This window comes from Streptomyces sp. RKAG337, from assembly GCF_023701715.1.
Classification (GTDB): Bacteria; Actinomycetota; Actinomycetes; order Streptomycetales; family Streptomycetaceae; genus Actinacidiphila.
This window is the reverse complement of sequence record NZ_JAJOZA010000001.1, coordinates 4,482,147-4,500,404: the sequence shown is the minus strand read 5'-3', so window position 1 is coordinate 4,500,404 and position 18,258 is coordinate 4,482,147. Positions and strand designations below refer to the sequence as shown.

Sequence of the window (18,258 nt, the reverse complement as noted above, 5' to 3'; positions counted from 1 at the left end):
CGGCGGGTAGCCTGAGCCGGGTGACCGCTACCGCCAACACCCCCGCCGGCCTGCTGGATTACGCCCTCCGGACGGAGCCCGCCCGCCCGCTGGTGACCTTCTACGACGACGCCACCGGCGAACGCGTCGAACTCTCCGTGGCCACGTTCGGCAATTGGGTGGCGAAGACCGCCAACCTGATCCAGGACGACCTCGGCGCGCAGCCCGGTGACCGGCTCGCGCTGCTGCTGCCCGCGCACTGGCAGACCGCGGTCTGGCTGCTCGCCTGTTTCTCCGCCGGAGTGGTCGTCGTCCCCGGCGGCGATCCGGCCGCCGCGGACCTGGTGGTCAGCGGACCGGAGACGCTCGATGCCGCCCTGGCCTGCGACGGCGAGCGGGTCGCGCTCGCGCTGCGCCCGCTCGGCGGCCGCTTCCCGCAGCCGCCGGCCGGCTTCGCCGACTACGCCGTCGAGGTGCCCAGCCAGGGCGACCGCTTCGCGCCGTACGCCCCGGTCGGCCCGGACGCACCCGCGCTCCAGCTCCCGGACGGCTCGCTGCTGACGGCCGCCGAGGTGGTCGGCCGGGCCCGCGAGAGCGCCGCGGGGCTGGGCCTCGGCCCGGGATCCCGGCTGCTCTCCGGCCGCTCCTTCGACGACTGGGACGGGCTGGCCGCCGGCCTGCTGGCACCGCTGGCCGCGGACGGTTCGGTCGTCCTGTGCCGGCACCTCGACCGGCTTCCCACAGACCAGCTGGCACAACGGGAGAAGAGCGAGCGCGTCACCCACACGGCCCAGTGACGACCCCTCCCCCGGGCCCTCCGCGCCGTCCTGGGGGATGCTGGGTTGATCACCGACCAAGGGAAGAGCGAAGTCACGCAACCATGAACGGGAATCGGCTGTCTGAACGGGTGCCGGTCGGGCTTCACCGCCTGAGGAGTCCGGCACCGAGTGACTCACCGAGGGATGGGCGCAGACGTGACCACGCAAGGAGGCACGCCCGCCCCGCCGCCGGAACCGGAGGACGTGTCGCCTGCCGGGGACGGCGCCGAGGGCGCTGACACCCCGCCCGCCGCACCCGCGGCGCGCAAGGGGCGTCGCTGGCTGCGGGTGCTCGGCGGCTCCACCGTCCTCCTGCTGCTCGTGGGCACCGGGACCGCCTGGTACCTGTACAAGCAGCTCGACGGAAACATCAAGACCGACTTCAGGACCGCCAACGAGCTGGAGCGCATCCAGGCGGAACGGCCCACCCCCGGTCCGACCTCGGCCGAGAACATCCTGCTCATCGGGTCGGACAACCGCGGCAACGGCAACACCGAGTACGGCAAGGACAGCGGCACCCAGCGCTCCGACACCACGATCCTGCTGCACCTGTCCGCCGACCGCAGCAGCGCCACCGCGGTCAGCATCCCGCGCGACCTGATGGCCCATGTGCCCAGTTGCACACAGGCGAACGGAACCATGACCCAGGAGAAGTACGTCCAGTTCAACTGGGCGTTCCAGTTCGGCGGGGCGGCCTGCACGATCCGTACCGTCGAGCGGATGACGGGTATCCGCATCGACCACCATCTGATCGTGGACTTCAGCGGCTTCAAGAAGATGGTCGACGCGGTGGACGGAGTGGAGGTGTGCGTGCCGAAGGCGATCCGCGACCCGGAGGCGCATCTGAACCTCCCGGCCGGGAAGCAGACGCTCTACGGCGAGCAGGCGCTGGGCTATGTGCGCGCCAGGTACAGCATCGGCGACGGCAGCGACACCCAGCGGATGAACCGCCAGCAGGACTTCCTGGCCTCGCTGGTGAACAAGATCCGCAGCGACGGTGTGCTGCTCAACCCGACCAAGCTGTACCCGCTGCTCTCGGCGGCGACGTCGTCGCTGACCGCGGACCCGGGCCTGGACTCGCTGGGCGAGCTGTACGACCTCGTCCGCAGTCTGGAGAACACCCCGACGAGTGCGGTGCGCTTCCTGACCGCGCCGCGCCAGCCGTACATCAACAACAACGACCGGGACGAACTCATGCAGCCCGAGGCGAATCAGCTCTTCGCCACGCTCCGCGCGGACCAGCCGGTCGGGGTCTCGGGGACGACCGAAACGCCGAAGCCCACCGCGCCGGCGACCACCGCACCAGCGACCGCCGGCCCCACGGCGGTCGCCGAACCGACGGACACCGGCAGCGGGGAGGACGGCAAGTCGCGGGGTACGAAGGCGACTCCGGTGCCGAGCGGGGGCGAACCGACGTTTCCGGGCACGACGGCCGACCAAGACATCTGTGGTAAAGCGCAATAAAAGGTATGGCCAACAGGCCGGTTGGATTGGATGGTTTGTCCAGTTGTAGGGGAGTGGAATTTGTCACGCACGTGACTAGACGCTGAAGTGTGGGGCTAGTGTGAGCGATCCGGCCGGACCCGGAGGATGGTCAACCGGCCCGCATTCACACGGAAGACCAGAAGATCGAGCGCCCAGGGGGCAGGCGCCGCGTGGCACCGACGGAGGACCCGAGCAACCGTGGACACGCAAGGCCACAGGAACATCGACCCGGCAGACCAGTGGGTCCTTGATCCGGAGACGGGCAGCTACGTGCTGCGGATAGATCCCGAACAGCCTCCGTCACCCAGCGTGTCCGCACAGGGCGGCAGGCGTGAGCGCCGCGAACAGCAGGGCACCCGCAGCGCCCCGTCGAACCCCTCGGACGCACCGAACCGGTCGAGCCGCCGCAAGGCCAAGCCCCGGAAGTCCCGCAAGAAGAAGGTCCTCGTCTGGACCGCGGCCACGGTCGGCTTCGTGCTGGTCGCCGGCTCCATCGGCGGCTATCTGGTCTACCAGCACTTCAACAACAACATCACCACCGTCGACGTCGGCGACGCGGGCAACAAGGACGTCACCGCCGACGGTCCGGTGAACATCCTCGTGATCGGCACCGACAGCCGTGAGGGGCTCGGCAAGCAGTACGGCGACGTGGGCAGCGTCGGCCATGCCGACACCACGATCCTGTTCCATGTCTCCAAGGACCGCACGAACGCGACCGCGTTGAGCATTCCGCGCGACCTGATCACCAACATTCCGGACTGCCCGACGAAACAGAAGGACGGCTCGACGAAGACCGTCCCCGGTGAGAAGAACGTCCGCTTCAACACCAGCCTCGGCCAGGCGGGCCGCGACCCCGGGTGCACGATGCGCGCGGTGAAGGCGCTGACCGGGGTGAGCGTGGACCACTTCATGATGGCCAACTTCACCGCGGTCAAGGACCTGTCGACCGCCGTCGGCGGCGTCGACATCTGCCTGGCCAAGCCGATCAAGGACCCCGACTCGCACCTCGACCTCGGCAAGGGCCACCACAAGGTCGCGGGCGAAGAGGCGCTGGCCTTCGTACGGACCCGGCACGCGGTCGGCTTCGGCGGCGACCTGGACCGCATCAAGCTTCAGCAGCAGTTCCTGGGCTCGATGATCCGCCAGATGAAGTCCGGTGACACCCTCACCAGCCCCAGCAAGCTGTGGAAGCTGGCGAACGCGGCCACCAAGGCGCTCACCGTCGACAGTGCCATCGGCAGCATCTCGAAGCTGTCCGACCTGGCGAAGGACCTCAGCGCGGTCGACACCAAGAACATCACCTTCGCCACCGTCCCGGTCATCGACAACCCGGCGGACGGCAAGGTCCACAAGACGGTCATCCTCGACCCGACCAAGGCCCAGCAGGTCTTCTCGATGGTGAAGAGCGACATCTCGCTGACCGAGGTGGCGAAGAAGCCGGGCACCCCGGACGCCTCCAAGGCCCCGGACAGACTGTCCGGCTCCAAGGCCCCCGCGTCACAGGTTCGCGTCAAGGTGTTCAACGGCAGTGGCGTGACCGGGGCCGCGCAGGACACCATCAACTGGCTGCAGAACAACAAGGCCGTCAACCGCTCCACCAACGGCGGCAACGCCCCGGCCGGAACGGTGGCGACGACCACGCTCGTCTACGCGCCGAACCAGGCCGACCAGGCGCGCGCCCTGGCCGCGATGATGGGGCTGCCGGCGTCCGCGCTGCAGCCGGGGACCGCCGACGCGGCGGCCAAGGCCAACATGACGCTCACCCTTGGCAAGGACTTCAAGGGAGCGGGAACACCGATAGCCGCGCCGACTTCGGCGCCGGAGGGAATTCAGAAGGTCGTGGCGGACGACAAGAGCGTCTGCGCGAAATGACGTATCCAGGGGGGGCCATGCGGGACAGCGGTGTACGGGGCGGTGGGGCGCGAGACGCCCGAGGGCCGGGAGATCCCGGCTGGGACGAGAGCTTGTACCAGGACCGGGACCAGGGCGGGGGCCAGGGCCGGGACGGATCCGGTGACGGCACCGCCTCGCGTACGGGCTCCCATCCGAGCCCCGGCGCGGGCACCGTCACGGGCGCCGTCACCGACCCCTCGCTGGTCGGCGCCGGCACGGCCGCGGTACCCGGGCAGCGGAACGGCGGTACCGGCGGGGGCGGCGGACACCGCCGCGCCGGTGGCCGGCGGCAGCCGCGCAGCCGGAAGAGCAGGATATTCCGCTGGGTGGCGGGCACGCTCTCGCTGCTCATCCTCGCCGGCGCCGGCGCGGGCTACGCGTACTACGAGTACCTCGCCGGAAAGATCCGCACCGGTGACCTGAACAACGGCAAGAGCGATGTGGCGCCGTCCAAGGCGAACGCGAACGGCGACACCCCGCTGAACGTCCTGGTGCTCGGCTCCGACGCCCGCGACTCCGAGGCCAACAAGGATCTGGGCGGCGCCCGCGACACGGCGGGCGAACCGCCCCGCGCCGACGTCATCATGCTGCTCCACATATCGGCCGACCGCAGCAACATGTCGGTGGTCAGCATTCCCCGCGACACCCGGATGCCCATCCCGGAGTGCACGGACACCACCACCGGCAAGGTGTTCAAGGCGACCGAGAACGACATCATCAACGAGTCGCTGGGCCGCGGTGGCGCCGGCTGCACGCGCGCGGCGATCCAGAACCTGACCGGCGTCTACATCGACCACTGGATGACCGTCGACTTCGCCGGCGTGGTGAAGATGGCCGACGCCGTCGGCAATGTCGAGGTCTGCGTCAAGCAGAACATCTGGGACCATCCGACCCCGGCCCAGAAGGGCGGCTCCGGTCTGAAGATGAAGGCCGGCACCTGGCCGGTCAAGGGCCAGCAGGCGCTGCAGTGGCTGCGCACCAGGCACGCCTTCGGTGACGACGCGGGCCGCGCCAAGGCGCAGCACATGTACCTCAACTCGATGATGCGCAATCTGCAGAGCCAGAGCCTGTTCACCAACCCGGCCCGCCTCAACAACCTGGCGACGAAGGCGATGGAGGCGTTCCGGGTCTCGAAGGAGATCGGCACGCCGAAGAAGCTCTACGACCTCGGCATGGAGCTCAAGAGCGTGCCGGCCAACCGGATGACGATGCTGACGATGCCGCACCTCGCCGACCCGCTGAACCCCGACGCCCACTACGTCCCGGCCAAGGCGGACGCGGCGAAGATCTGGACGCTGCTGCGCAACGACGTCGCCATGGACGCCAACGGCACCGCCGCGAACACCCCGAAGCCGGCTCCGACCAAGTCGGGCCCGGCCGCCGCGGCCCCGGCCACCATCGCGGTCAGCGTCGTGAACGGCACCGCGGGCGACAAGAACGGCTCGGCCGTCGGGAACCGCGCGTCCAGCGTCTCCAAGGCACTGGTCACGGGCGGCTTCACGAAGGCGAAGGCCAGTCAGTCCGCGAACCCCAGCAAGGGCACGGTCGTCAACTACCCGACGAGCGCCGGTGAGCAGGGCAGGGCCGACGCGCTGTCCGTCGCCGCCGCCCTGAAGATCCCGGCCGCCGCGGTGAAGGCCTCCGCCGATGTGACGGGCGTCGTCGTCATCGTCGGTGCGGACTGGACCACGGGCACCGACTACGGCAAGACGGCTCCGGGCGCCGGCTCCGTCCCGACCAACGCGGACGCGCTGAACGGCACCGACAAGGGCTGCATGGACGTCTACAAGCCCTACCAGTGGAAGTAGAGGACGTGGAGCATCGGCGAACCAGAGGCGCGGCGACGCGGAGCGACGTTCCCGCGCAGAACAGCCCCTCCGAACTGGGCTGGGACGACAGTCTGTACCGGTCGGACGCCGGCGGGGCCGGCGCGGATCCGTACGCGGACGACACGTCGCGGACTCCTGGCTCGCCGTCCGCAGAAACGTCTCGGCAGGCAGCGGGCAGCGGGCACCGCCGGGGTGGCTCCCGGTCCCGCAAGGCGCCGCGGAGCGGCCGGCGCCGGGCCCTGCGCTGGATCGGGATCGGCACCGCGGTGGCGGTGCTCGGCACGGCCGGCGCGGGCTGGGCGTACTACGAGCACCTCAACGCGAACATCAAGAAGGACGAGCTCAACCTCAGCGACGCGAAGCTCTCCAAGCCGCAGGCCAACGCCGAGGGCGAGACGCCGCTCAACATCCTGCTGATGGGCTCCGACAGCCGGAACTCCGACGAGAACGTCAAGCTGGGCGGCGCCGCGGACACCCGGGGCGAGAAGCCCCGTGCCGACGTCCAGATGCTGCTGCACCTGTCGGCCGACCGCAGCAACATGACGGTCATCAGCATCCCGCGCGACACCCGGGTGGCCATCCCCAAGTGCACCGACCCGCACGACGGCACGGTCTACCAGAAGTCCGAGGACATCATCAACGCCAGCCTCACGCACGGCGGTCCCGGCTGCACGGTCGCCACGTGGGAGCAGATGACCGGCATCTCCATCGACCACTTCATGATGGTCGACTTCGCCGGAGTGGTGAAGATGGCCGACGCCATCGGCGGCGTCCCGGTCTGCGTGGACAAGAACATCTACGACAAGCAGTCCGGGCTGAAGCTCAAGGCCGGCACCTCGACCATCAAGGACGAGCAGGCCCTGCAGTGGCTGCGCACCCGGCACGGCTTCGAGGACGGCACCGACCTCGGCCGTACGCACGCGCAGCACCTGTACATGAACTCGATGATCCGCGAGCTCAAGAAGGGCGCGAAGCTCACCGACCCCGGACAGCTCACCGGCCTCGCCGAGGCGGCGACCAAGTCGGTCACCGTCGACACCGGCCTCGGCACCGTCAAGAAGCTGTACGACCTGGGCAACGAGCTGAAGAAGGTGCCCGCCGACCGGATCACCATGACCACCATGCCGTGGGACTGGGACCCCAAGAACAAGGCGCACGTCATCCCGAAGCCGGGTGACGCCGACAAGCTCTTCGCGCTGGTGCGCGCGGACAACCCGGTCGACGGCAAGGCCAAGGCGCCGACGCCCGGGGCAGCCGCCACCGCGACCGCCTCGCCCGCCGACCCGGCGGCGCCGAAGGGCGAGATCGACGTCTCGGTGCGGAACGGCACCGCCACCGCGTCACAGGCGGCGGTCAGCGGCCGTGCCAAGACCATCGTCGGCCGGCTCAGCACCCTCGGCTTCACCCGGGCCGCCCCCGACACCACCCCGCAGCCGCAGGCCGACACCACGGTCAGCTACCCGAGCGCCACCCTGAAGGGCGACGCACAGGCGGTGGCCAAGGCACTGGGGCTGCCGGACAGCGCGGTACGGAGCTCCAAGAGCGTGACCAAGGTGACGGTGGTCATCGGCTCCGACTGGCGTACGGGCACCACGTACCCGAAGACCGCGGGCGGTTCGGGCTCCGGAGCCCCGGACAAGGCGCCGTCCACCTCGTCCGCGCTCAACGGCGCCGACACCTCGGCGTGCATGAAGGTGAACACGTACCCGGGCGCCCACTACGTCTGGTAGCGGACCCCCGGACATGGCGCCGGCCCGGACCGACAGCGGTCCGGGCCGGCGCGGTGCGTTCAGACGCCGGCCGTCGTCACACTGGGACGCCGGCTGGCGATGACCTTGCTCGCCAGGGACCGCGGGCTGGTGAGGAAGCCCCAGCCCCAGCACATGTGCATGGTCGCGAGCGCGACCGGGATCCGCACCCGGGCGGCGAACGACAGGCCCTTGCCCGCCGGGACGGAGCCGAGTCCGATGGCGGCGAGGTAACCGGCCGGGACTACGAAGCCCCACGGGGTGACGGCCGCGCCCACCACGGCGCCCGCCGCGATGGCGAGAACGGCGGCCGGGGGCGCGAGGTAGCGGACGTTGACAGAACCGCGGTGGTAGCGGGCGACGACATGGCGCCAGCGGCCGTAGTTCTTGTACTGCTTCGCCAGCTCGCGCACGTTCGGCCGGGGCCGGTAGGAGACGCGCAGCTCGGGCGAGAACCAGATGAGGTGGCCGGCCTCACGGATCCGGTAGTTCAGCTCCCAGTCCTGGGCGCGGATGAACTCCTCGTTGTAGCCGCCCTGCTGTTCCAGCACCTCACGGCGGAAGACGCCGAGGTAGACGGTGTCGGCCGGGGCCGCGACACCGCCGGTGTGGAAGGCCGCGTTGCCGACGCCGACCTTGGACGTCATGGCGGCGGCCACCGCGTCCTCCCAGGCGTTCTCGCCCTCGGCGTGCATGATGCCGCCGACGTTGGCCGCGCCGGTCTCGGCCAGCAGCCGCACGGCGGTGGCGATGTAGTCCGGCGAGAGCATCCCGTGCCCGTCGACACGGACCACGACCGGGTGCCGGGACGCCTTGATCGCGGCGTTCAGCGCGGCGGGGGTGCGGCCGGTCGGGTTGGGCACGGTGTGGACCCGCGGGTCCTCCGCGACCAGCTCGGCGGCGATCTCGTCCGTACGGTCCGCGGAGGGGCCGAGCGCGATGACGACCTCGAGCTCACCTGGGTAGTCCTGCTCCAGGATGTGCCGGACGGAGTCGCGCAGGTGACGTTCCTCGTTGAGCACCGGCATGATCACGGAGACAGCGGGGGTGGCGGGGTCGTTGGCAGCGTTCATCGCGGGAAACGTTACCGCGAATGGGGGACCCCGGCGTGTGGGGGGCTTTGAATACTGTCCGTTTTGTCTAGCCTGACCGGGTCCCCTGTCTCCCGCGGAGGTGCGCCCCGATGACGGTTCCACCCGCTCGCCCGCCCGCCACCCCGCCCCGCAGGCCCCGCCCACCGGTGAATCCCGCCCGGCGACCGGGACCGCGGCCGCGACCGGGCACGCGGCCGGGACCGCGGTCCGGCGGACGGTCCGGCGGACGGCAGGTGCGCTGGAGCACCCGGATCGCCGGCGGGCTGGCCCTGGCGATCATCACGACCAGCGGCGTCGGCCACGCCGTGGTCAGCGGAGTGGGCGACAGCATCGGCCGGGTGGACGCGTTCGGCGGGATGCGGGACCGCCCCGGCAGCACCAAGGGCATCAACTTCCTGCTGGTCGGCACCGACGGGCGGGACGGGCTGAAACCGGCCGACAAGGAGCGCTACCACCTCGGCGGAGCGCCCTGCCACTGCACCGACACGATCATGCTGGTGCATCTGTCGGAGGACCGTTCCCGGGTGAGCGTCGTCAGCATCCCGCGCGACAGCTACGTCATGCTGCCGCCGCACGACGACGCGTTCAGCGGCGCCAAGCACGTCAGCCACGCCGCGAAGATCAACGCGGCCTACGCGGACGGCGGCCCGCGGCTCACCGTCGCCACGGTCGAGAAGATGACCGGGGTGCACATCGACCACTACCTGGAGATCGACTTCATCAGCTTCATGAAGACGGTGGACGTCCTCGGCGGTGTCCAGGTCTGCACGGTCCGCCCGCTGAAGGACTCGTACACCGGCCTCAACCTGCCGGTCGGCACCTCCCAGCTGAACGGCGGCGCGGCCCTGCAGTACGTCCGCTCCCGCCACCTCGACGGCGCCTCCGACCTGGGGCGGATGCAGCGCCAGCAGCGCTTCCTCGCCCAGATCATCCACAAGATCACCAGTGGTGGTCTGCTCACCGACCCGGTCAAGCTCAGCCGGGTCGCCTCCACCGTGCTCGGATCGGTCCGCGCCGACCAGGACCTCAAGCCGAAGGACCTGATCTCGCTGGCCCAGGGCCTGCGCGGCTTCACCCCCGGCTCGTCGGAGTTCACCTCGGTGCCGATCGGCAACATGGGCTACCAGGTCAAGGGCATCGGCTCGACGGTGAAGTGGGACGACGCCAAGGCAGGCAAGCTCTGGGCGGCGATCCGCGCGGACCAGCCGCTGGCCGTCCGCGCCCCGGCCGACGCCAAGCGCCGGCAGTCGAAGGTCCAGGTGGACGTCGATCCGCACGCGGTCCGGGTCCAGGTCGACAACGGGACGGCCGTCACCGGCCTCGGCGACCGGGCGGACAAGGCGCTGCGCGCCACCGGCTTCGCCACGACGGGCTCGCCCGGCAACGCCACCGTGCACAACGTGCCGCGCACCGTCATCCGCTTCGACCCCCGCTGGGACCGCTCGGCGAAGTCCCTGGCGGCCGCGCTGCCCGGCGCGGAGCTGGTGCCGGCCGTCGGGCAGGGGCCGCTGATGAAGGTGACCATCGGCGCCGGGTACAAGGGCGTCACGACGATCCGGGCGCAGGATCCGGCACCGGCCACGGGTGGCGGGGCGGGCGCGGTGACCGGCGACCAGGTGGTGTGCGCCTGAGCCGCCGGGCCACGACAGGCTCTAGTCGTCGAATCCTTCGGCGGCGCGCTTCTCGCGGAGCTCCCTGATGGCCTCGCGCCGGGCGAGCCGGTGCATCCGGCGGATCTGCGCCTCCTGGTACCGCCGCTTGTCCGTCTCGGTCTCCGGGATCACCGGCGGGACCGGCCGGGTCCTGCCGGACTCGTCGACCGCGGCGAACACGAGGTAGGCGCTGCCGACCTGGGTCGCGGGGGTGGACTCGTTCCACCGCTCGGCCATGACGCGCACGCCGATCTCCATGGACGAGCGCCCGGTCCAGTTGCACTGGGCGCGCACATGGACGAGGTCACCGACCCGGACCGGCTCCAGGAAGACCATCTCGTCCATCGACGCGGTGACCGCCGGGCCGCCCGAGTGCCGGCCGGCGACGGCGCCCGCCGCGTCGTCGACGAGTTTCATGATCACGCCGCCGTGCACGGTGCCGAGCAGATTGGTGTCGTGCGCCGTCATGATGTGCGACAGCGTCGTGCGGGCTGCCGCGGTCGGCTTGCCCGGAAGCCCGGCTTCCGGGGTACTGCCGGCGAGATCGGTGGTCATGCGTCCACCATAAGCCGGGCCCCGGACGCGCTCCTCCCGGGCACGTTCCTCCCCCGCGCTACACCGAGAGCCGCACCGGAAGCTCGCGCAGGCTGTTCACCAGGATCGACGGATTGTTCACCAGCTGCTCCTCGGGCACGGCCAGGGCGAGAGCGGGGAACCGGTCGAAGAGCGCGGGCAGCGCGACCAGGGCCTCCAGCCGGCCGAGGGGCGCGCCGGGGCAGACGTGCGGGCCGTAGCCGAAGGAGAGGTGCCGGGCGGCGTCGCGGGTGATGTCGAACTCCTCGGCGGTCGGCCCGTGCTGCACCTCGTCCCGGCCGATCGCGCCGTAGGAGATCATCACCGCGTCGCCCTCCTTGATGACCACGCCGCCGACCGGGATGTCCTCGGTGGCGTAGCGGAACAGGAAGTTGGTGGTCGGCGGCGACCAGCGCAGCGTCTCCTCGACGACCGCCGCCCAGGGGACGGCTCCCGAGCGGACCAGCGCCAGCTGGTCGGGGTGGGTGAGCAGCCCGCGTACGGCGCTCACCATCAGATTGATGGTGGTCTCATGACCTGCGGCGATCATGACCAGGAGGGTGCCGACCAGCTCCTCGTCGGACAGCCGGTCGCCGCCCTCGGTGGCGGCGAGCAGCGCGCTGGTGAGGTCGTCGCCCGGCCGCCGCTTCTTCTCCGCCACGACGCTCGCGAAGAACGCGAACAGCTCGGCCATCGCCGCCCGCACCTCGTCGGCGGGGGTGACGCTGCTGAAGAAGGTGTCGTACAGCTCGCGCAGCCGGGTGTGCTCGGTGGCCTCGACGCCCATCAGCTCGCTGATGACGCGCATCGGCAGCTTGAACGCGAACACGGTCTTGAAGTCGACGACGGCGCCGCCCGCGCCGGCCGCCTCGAACTCGTCGAGGATCGTGCGGGTGATCTCCTCGATCCGCGGCCGCAGCCGCTCCATCCGGCGCGGGGTGAGTGCCTGGGCGGTGAGCAGCCGCTGCCGTTTGTGCTCGTCGCCGTCAGCGGTGACCATGCTCGTGCCGGGGGCCACCAGACCGATCAGCGGCCATGTCGTGGGGATCTCCCCACGGGTCCAGGCGCCCCAGCGGTTGATGTCCTTCACCAGGCGCGCGTCGGTGAGGAGCCGGCGGGCTTCGGCGTGGCGCGTGACGGCCCAGCACTCGACTCCGCCGGGCACCTCGATGGCGACCACGGGCCCGGCCTGCCGTAGCAGGGCGCCCTCCCCGACAAGATCACGTACGAGCGGGTCGAGAGCGATGCGACTGTGGTCGACGGGGCAGGTCATGGTTGCCTCCAAGGGGATGGCAGAAGCTGACCGTTCCGGCCACCCCATTGTCAATAACCGTTCAGCGAACGGCATTTGGTGCCATCGGGCGGTGGCACTCAAGGCCCCGCGGAAGCCGGGCGTCCGGGCCCGGATCCGGGCCCCGCGGCGCGGCCGGAGCGCCCGTGTAGCTTCGCTGTTGCCTCACTGCGCCAACGAACTTTCACAGCCGGTCATTTGGCGGCGCTACAGTGCGGCATCCGAAAGCCGAGGACGGGGAGGGTGACCGCATGCCGGGGAACCGCGCGGTGACCGACGGGGAGCAGCCCTTGGGCCACCCGTTGAGCTGTATACGCGCGGAGCGCGGCTGGACGTACCAGGACGTGGTGGACATCGTGGCCCGCCGGGTCGGCAACATGTCCGCGCGCCGGGAGAAGGCGTGGCGCTGGGAGCACCGCGGTGTCGTCCCCGATCTGGAGACCCAGCAGGCCCTGGCCAGCGAACTGGGCGTTCCGCACGCCCTGTTGTCCTCCTCCCCGTGGCCGGCGTGGCTGCCGGTGGGCGACCGTACGGCGGCGCGCGTCGCGTGGACGCCGCAGGACTGCGTGGCCGCGCTCGACGCGACGGCCGGCACCGCGCTGCACGACCGGCGCGGGTTCGTGATCGCGGGTGCGGGCAGCGCCGCGGCGGCGGCCCAGCGGTGGCTCGCGCTCGCCCCCCTGTCGTGGCCCCGGCCGGCGACCGTGCCGGCGCCGACGGCCCCGCCGCCCGCGCCCACGCCGCTGCTCGTCCCCGCGTCCGGACCCGCCCCACTGCCGGCCTCCGTTCCGCTGCCGGCCTCCGTACCGCCGGTCCCCGTCCCGGTCTCCGTACCGGCGCAGCGCACCGGTCCGTCCGCCGTGCCCGACGCTCCCGCCGACCCCGTTCCGCCCGCGCTGCTCGCCGCGCTCGGCGCTCTGGAGGAGCGGGTCCCGGCGCTGCGCCGGATGGAGGCCGCGCTCGGCGGCGGACCGGTCCGCGCGGTGGCCGACGCCGAGCTGCGCCTCGTCACCGATCTGCTGGCCAGGGGGCCCGCCGCCCGGCCGGGACCGGCCGCCGCGGAGCTCCCGGCACGACGGCTGTTCGCGGTCGCGGGCGAGCTGGCGTGCCTCGCGGGCCGCGCCTGTTTCGACACCGGGCACGAGGCCGCGGCCGAGCGGTACTTCAGCGCCGCCCTCTCGGCCGCGCACGCGGCCGCCGACCGGCCGCTCGGGGCGCGGGTCCTCTCCGCCATGAGCCTGCAGTGCCTGAGCGCCGGGCGCCCGCAGGAGGCGCTGGCCGTGGCGCGGGCCGCCCGCGCGGGCCTCGCCAGGGAAGCGGCGGGCGACGGCCGCGCCACCACCCCGGCCGTGACCTCCGACACAGCCACGCCCACGGCCACGGCCGCCGGAGAGCTCTCCGGCTCCGTACGCCACTCCGCCGCGCTGCTCATGGCCCGGCAGGCCCGGGCCCACGCCGTACTGGGGCAGGCCGACGTGTGCCAGCGGCTGCTCGCCGCGGCGGGCGCCATCCTGACCCCGGACGCCCGGAGCAGCGCCGACCACCGTGCCGACTACTGCGCGGAGGCCGCGGCCTGCGAGCTGGCGCTGGGCCGCCCGGCCGCCGCCGACCACTGGCTCCGGCGGACCCTCGCCGCGCTGCCCGAGGGCCGGGCCCGTGACCGGGCCGGCACCCTCGTCCTGCGGGCCGTGGCCGCGCTCGACCAGGGGGCCGCGGACCGGGCCCGGGGGCTGGCCACCGACGCCGGACGGGCGGTCGAGGGCATCGGCTCCCCCCGGGTGCACCGGGCCCTGGCGGCGCTCCGGGAGCGGCTGCACGGCCGTCCCGAGCGGCACGGCGGGGGCCGGGAGACCCCTGGCCGGGACTTCGCGATGACCGCTCTGTGACATCCGTGCGGAAATGCATCGGGTCTGCCACAGAACCGCCTGCGATTGCCGGTGGGCGCCCTCCAGCGGGCACACTTTGCCTATGAGCGGATGGACCAACGAAGCAGAGCAGCGCCGGCGCACCGAGCCGCCACTGCCCCCCGAGCTGTCGCCGCGCCGTGGCGCGGCCGCTGCCCGTGCGGGCTCGGGCGCCGCGGGCGGGGTTCCCCCGCAGCCTTCGTACGGCGGCGGATCCGGCGGCGACGGCTACGGGCCGCCCAGCACCGGCGGCGGTCGCGGCCGGGGTTCAGGACGCCGCCCCGGCAGCCGGGCCCGCATCGTGAAGTTCACGTTGCTGGGTCTGGTCGTGGCGCTGCTCGTGGTGTCCGTGAGCACCTACTTCTGGGCCGACGGCAAGGTGCGCCGCGAGGTGGACCTCAGCAAGGTCGAGGACCGGCCGACCGGCGGCAAGGGCACGAACTACCTCATCGTCGGCTCCGACAGCCGTGAGGGGCTCTCCAAGGAGCAGGAGCAGGATCTGCACACCGGCGCCGCCGAGGGCAAGCGCACCGACTCGATGATGGTGCTGCACGTCGGTGACAACGGGAACACGATGCTCAGCCTGCCGCGTGACTCCTACGTCACCATCCCGGCCTTCACCGGCCAGCAGTCCCACAAGCGCTACCCCGAGGCCACCCACAAGCTGAACCGGGCCTACGCGGACGGCGGCCCCGAGCTGCTCACCAGGACCGTCGAGTACAACACCGGTCTGCACATCGACCACTACGCCGAGATCGGCTTCTCCGGCTTCGTGAACCTGGTGGACGCGCTCGGCGGGGTCGACATGTGCCTCGACAAGCCGCTCAAGGACAAGGCGTCGGGCGCGGACTTCCCGGCCGGCTGCCAGACGCTGGACGGCAAGCAGGGTCTCGCCTTCGTCCGGCAGCGGCACCAGGAGGCCGACCAGGACCTGGGCCGGATGCGCAACCAGCAGAAGTTCCTGTCGTCGCTCGCCCACCAGGCGGCTTCGCCGGCCACCGTGCTGGACCCGTTCACGCTCTACCCGGTGATCAGCTCCGGCCTCGACACCCTCATCGTCGACAAGGACATGAGCCTGTGGAACATCACCTCGATGTTCTGGGCGATGAAGGGCGTGACCGGCGGCGACGGCAAGTCGATGACCGTTCCGATCTCCACCGCGAACCTGCCGACGCGCAACGACGGCGTCGCGGTGAAGTGGGACTCCACGAAGTCGAAGCAGCTCTTCGCCCAGCTGAAGAACGACGAGACGGTCACCGTCACTTCCAAGTGACGCGGCTTCCGCGGCCCGCCGCGGAAGCACCCCGTCCCGAGCGGTTTCTTTGCGCCCCCTTTGACAGTCATATCAAAGTAACTTCACACTGACCTCTCACGAAACGAACAGTGCGGCGCCCCCCGGGAGACCGGGGGCGCCCGCTGGTCTCCGACCAGCCGACGCGGCACTCGATACACGCAACGGCGATCGCGATGGGATGTCATGGGAGTCGCACGAGTGGGCCGGGGTTCGTTCCGCTGGTCCCGTGGCACGGTCGCGGAGCTCTTCTCCGGCCGGAACAACAGCCTGGGTCTGCTGCGGCTGTTGCTGTCGGTCTCGGTCCTCGTCTCGCACTCCCTGATCCTGGGATTCGGCTACAAGGAACCCCTCGCGCGGTTCTCGCAGGGCCAGACCACCCTCGGCACCGTGGCCGTCTTCGGCTTCTTCGTCCTGTCCGGGATCCTGGTGACCCGCAGCGGCAGCCGGCTGACCATCGGCCGGTTCATCTGGCACCGCGCGCTGCGCCTGCTCCCCGGCCTGTGGGCCTGTCTGCTCGTCACCGCCCTGCTGGTGGCGCCGTTCCTGTTCTGGCGGCAGCACAGCAACCTGACGGGCTTCTGGGACCACCCGCACGGACCGCTGCACTACCTCCACCGGAACTGGGGCGCGGGCTCGCGGGAGTACCCCATATCCGGCGTGATGGAGACCGCGAAGGCCCACGGGCTGGCGTACAACACCTCCTTCAACGGAGCGCTGTGGTCCCTCAAGCTGGAGATCTTCTGCTACCTGGGAGTGGCGGTACTCGTCCTGACCGGCTCGGTGCTGCGGTCGCGCCGGGTCGTGGTGGCCGTGGCCCTCGTCCTGGGCTGGCTGGTCGTCGCCGACGCCCTGAAGCACCCGATCAGGGACGGTGCCCCGCACGCACCGCACGGCGGGAACCTCAACCTCCCGATGCTGGGCGGACTGAGCATGAACTGGCTGGTCTACCTCGGCCTCGCCTTCGCGATCGGCGCCCTGTTCGAGCTCTACAAGGAGCACGTGCCGGTCAGCGACCCGCTCGCCGCCCTCGCCGCCCTGGTGATGCTCGGCTCGCTCCACTACGGCGCCTTCTACGCGCTCGGCGTGCCGGCCTTCGCCTACCTGCTGCTCTGGCTGGCGATCCGGCTGCCCCGGCCCTTCCAGCGGGTGGGCCGCAAGCACGACTACTCGTACGGCATCTACATCTACGGCTTCGTGGTGGAACAGTCCCTGGCCGCCCTCGGCGGCGCCCGCTGGGGATTCGCCGCCTACCTGGGTCTCGCGAGTGCCGGCACCCTGGTGGCGGCCATGCTCTCCTGGCACCTGGTGGAGCACCCGGCCCTGGGGCTGAAGGACCTGCGGTCCAAGCGCCAGACACCCTCGATCCCCGCGCAGGCGACGGGTGAGCGGGAGACCACCGCCGGCGTCCTGGCGGGCGCGGACCGCTAGGACCCGTCCGGCGGACCGGCCGGAGTACGCGAAAGCCCCGGACGGGATCCGTCCGGGGCTTTCGCGTACGTCGTCGCGGGTTACTTCGGCAGGTTGCGCGCCATCACGATGCGCTGGACCTGGTTGGTGCCCTCGTAGATCTGGGTGATCTTGGCGTCGCGCATCATGCGCTCGACCGGGTAGTCACGCGTGTAGCCGTAGCCGCCGAGCAGCTGGATGGCGTCGATGGTGACCTCCATCGCGACGTCCGAGGCGAAGCACTTGGCGGCGGCACCGAAGAACGTCAGGTCCTCGTCCTTGGCGCCACCGGAGGTGCGCTCGGACTTGGCGGCGGCCGCGTACGTCAGCTGGCGGGCGGCCTCCAGCTTCATGGCCATGTCGGCGAGCATGAACTGCACGCCCTGGAACTCGGCGATGGCCTTGCCGAACTGCTTGCGCTCGTGGACGTACCCCTTGGCGTAGTCCAGGGCGCCCTGCGCGATGCCGATCGCCTGGGCGGCGATGGTGACGCGGGTGTGGTCGAGGGTCTTCATCGCGGTGGCGAATCCGGTGCCCTCGGCGCCGATCATGCGGTCGGCGGGGATCCGCACGTTGTCGAGGTAGACCTCGCGGGTGGGCGAGCCCTTGATGCCGAGCTTCTTCTCCGGGGCGCCGAAGGAGACGCCCTCGTCGGACTTCTCGACGACGAAGGCGCTGATGCCCTTGGAGCGCTTCTCGGGGTCGGTGACGGCCATCACCGTGTAGTACTCGCTGACGCCCGCGTTGGTGATCCAGCGCTTCACGCCGTTGAGGACGTAGAAGTCGCCGTCGCGCACCGCGCGGGTCTTCATGCCGGCCGCGTCGGAGCCCGCCTCGGGCTCGGACAGGGCGTACGAGAACATCGCGTCGCCCTTGGCCAGCGGGCCGAGGTACTTCGCCTTGAGCTCCTCGGAGCCGGACAGGATCACCGGGAGCGAGCCGAGCTTGTTCACGGCCGGGATGAGGGAGGAGGACCCGCAGACGCGGGCCACCTCCTCGATCACGATCACGGTGGCCAGGGCGTCCGCGCCCGCGCCGCCGTACTCCTCCGGGACGTGCACGGCGTGCAGGTCCGCCGCGATGAGCGCGTCGAGGGCCTCCTGCGGGAAGCGGCCCTCCTCATCGACCTCGGTCGCGAAGGGTGCGATCTTCGCCTCGGCGAGCGAACGGACCGAGTCGCGGAGCATGTCGTGCTCCTCGGACGTCCGGTAGAGGTCGAAATCGGAAGAACCGGCCAAGGCTGTCTCACTCC

13 protein-coding genes are annotated in these 18,258 nt (G+C 71.2%); 9 read left to right on the top strand and 4 right to left on the bottom strand.

Translation table 11 applies throughout. The features are described 5' to 3' along the window. Positions 1–20 precede the first annotated feature (20 nt). The 5 genes from LNW73_RS20095 to LNW73_RS20075 all read left to right on the top strand — a co-directional run bounded on the left by LNW73_RS20095 (position 21) and on the right by LNW73_RS20075 (position 7,734). Complete coding sequence (locus LNW73_RS20095) at positions 21–776, top strand: TIGR03089 family protein (RefSeq protein ID WP_250990856.1); 756 nt, start codon at positions 21–23, stop codon at positions 774–776. A 177-nt stretch (positions 777–953) separates the two neighbouring features. Continuing rightward, complete coding sequence (locus LNW73_RS20090) at positions 954–2,261, top strand: LCP family protein (protein WP_308401958.1); 1,308 nt, start codon at positions 954–956, stop codon at positions 2,259–2,261. 219 nt (positions 2,262–2,480) lie between these two features. Beyond that, entirely contained in the window at positions 2,481–4,154 is a 1,674-nt protein-coding gene (locus LNW73_RS20085; protein ID WP_250990855.1) for an LCP family protein, read from the top strand. A gap of 92 nt (positions 4,155–4,246) precedes the next feature. Beyond that, complete coding sequence (locus LNW73_RS20080; RefSeq protein WP_308407693.1) at positions 4,247–5,983, top strand: LCP family protein; 1,737 nt, start codon at positions 4,247–4,249, stop codon at positions 5,981–5,983. A 5-nt stretch (positions 5,984–5,988) separates the two neighbouring features. After that, positions 5,989–7,734: an LCP family protein gene (locus tag LNW73_RS20075; RefSeq protein WP_250990853.1), complete on the top strand. Its 1,746-nt coding sequence runs from the start codon at positions 5,989–5,991 to the stop codon at positions 7,732–7,734. Positions 7,735–7,793: 59 nt separating this feature from the next. Here the strand turns inward: LNW73_RS20075 and LNW73_RS20070 are convergent, their stop codons facing one another. Beyond that, positions 7,794–8,825, bottom strand: coding sequence for a glycosyltransferase family 2 protein (locus LNW73_RS20070; protein ID WP_250990852.1), 1,032 nt, complete (start codon positions 8,823–8,825; stop codon positions 7,794–7,796). 110 nt (positions 8,826–8,935) lie between these two features. Here LNW73_RS20070 and LNW73_RS20065 point away from each other — a divergent pair, with 110 nt between their 5' ends. After that, complete coding sequence (locus LNW73_RS20065) at positions 8,936–10,477, top strand: LCP family protein (protein WP_250990851.1); 1,542 nt, start codon at positions 8,936–8,938, stop codon at positions 10,475–10,477. Positions 10,478–10,498: 21 nt separating this feature from the next. On the opposite strand, the gene LNW73_RS20060 is transcribed toward LNW73_RS20065, so the two are convergent. Next, positions 10,499–11,053, bottom strand: a complete 555-nt coding sequence (locus LNW73_RS20060) for an acyl-CoA thioesterase (RefSeq protein ID WP_250990850.1) — start codon at positions 11,051–11,053, stop codon at positions 10,499–10,501. A 58-nt stretch (positions 11,054–11,111) separates the two neighbouring features. Beyond that, positions 11,112–12,344: a cytochrome P450 family protein gene (locus LNW73_RS20055; RefSeq protein WP_250976167.1), complete on the bottom strand. Its 1,233-nt coding sequence runs from the start codon at positions 12,342–12,344 to the stop codon at positions 11,112–11,114. A 269-nt stretch (positions 12,345–12,613) separates the two neighbouring features. On the opposite strand from LNW73_RS20055, the gene LNW73_RS20050 reads away from it, so the two are divergent. From LNW73_RS20050 to LNW73_RS20040, 3 genes are all read left to right on the top strand, one after another. Beyond that, on the top strand, positions 12,614–14,248 hold the full coding sequence (locus LNW73_RS20050; protein ID WP_250990849.1) for a hypothetical protein: 1,635 nt from the start codon (positions 12,614–12,616) through the stop codon (positions 14,246–14,248). Positions 14,249–14,330: 82 nt separating this feature from the next. Continuing rightward, entirely contained in the window at positions 14,331–15,539 is a 1,209-nt protein-coding gene (locus tag LNW73_RS20045; RefSeq protein ID WP_250976169.1) for an LCP family protein, read from the top strand. Positions 15,540–15,743: 204 nt separating this feature from the next. Beyond that, a complete protein-coding gene (locus tag LNW73_RS20040) occupies positions 15,744–16,988 on the top strand; it encodes an acyltransferase family protein (protein WP_250990848.1) in 1,245 nt (414 codons plus the stop codon). A gap of 80 nt (positions 16,989–17,068) precedes the next feature. Here LNW73_RS20040 and LNW73_RS20035 read toward each other — a convergent pair whose 3' ends face one another. Further along, entirely contained in the window at positions 17,069–18,244 is a 1,176-nt protein-coding gene (locus LNW73_RS20035) for an acyl-CoA dehydrogenase family protein (protein ID WP_285369590.1), read from the bottom strand. Between the last annotated feature and the right edge of the window lie 14 nt (positions 18,245–18,258).

Excerpts from the sequence above, each read along its gene's own strand:
- LNW73_RS20050 (WP_250990849.1), top strand. The coding sequence starts at position 12,614 with ATGCCGGGGAACCGCGCGGTGACCGACGGGGAGCAGCCCTTGGGCCAC.
- LNW73_RS20060 (WP_250990850.1), bottom strand. The coding sequence starts at position 11,053 with ATGACCACCGATCTCGCCGGCAGTACCCCGGAAGCCGGGCTTCCGGGC.
- LNW73_RS20055 (WP_250976167.1), bottom strand. The coding sequence starts at position 12,344 with ATGACCTGCCCCGTCGACCACAGTCGCATCGCTCTCGACCCGCTCGTA.
- LNW73_RS20070 (WP_250990852.1), bottom strand. The coding sequence starts at position 8,825 with ATGAACGCTGCCAACGACCCCGCCACCCCCGCTGTCTCCGTGATCATG.
- LNW73_RS20045 (WP_250976169.1), top strand. The coding sequence starts at position 14,331 with ATGAGCGGATGGACCAACGAAGCAGAGCAGCGCCGGCGCACCGAGCCG.
- LNW73_RS20040 (WP_250990848.1), top strand. The coding sequence starts at position 15,744 with ATGGGAGTCGCACGAGTGGGCCGGGGTTCGTTCCGCTGGTCCCGTGGC.
- LNW73_RS20065 (WP_250990851.1), top strand. The coding sequence starts at position 8,936 with ATGACGGTTCCACCCGCTCGCCCGCCCGCCACCCCGCCCCGCAGGCCC.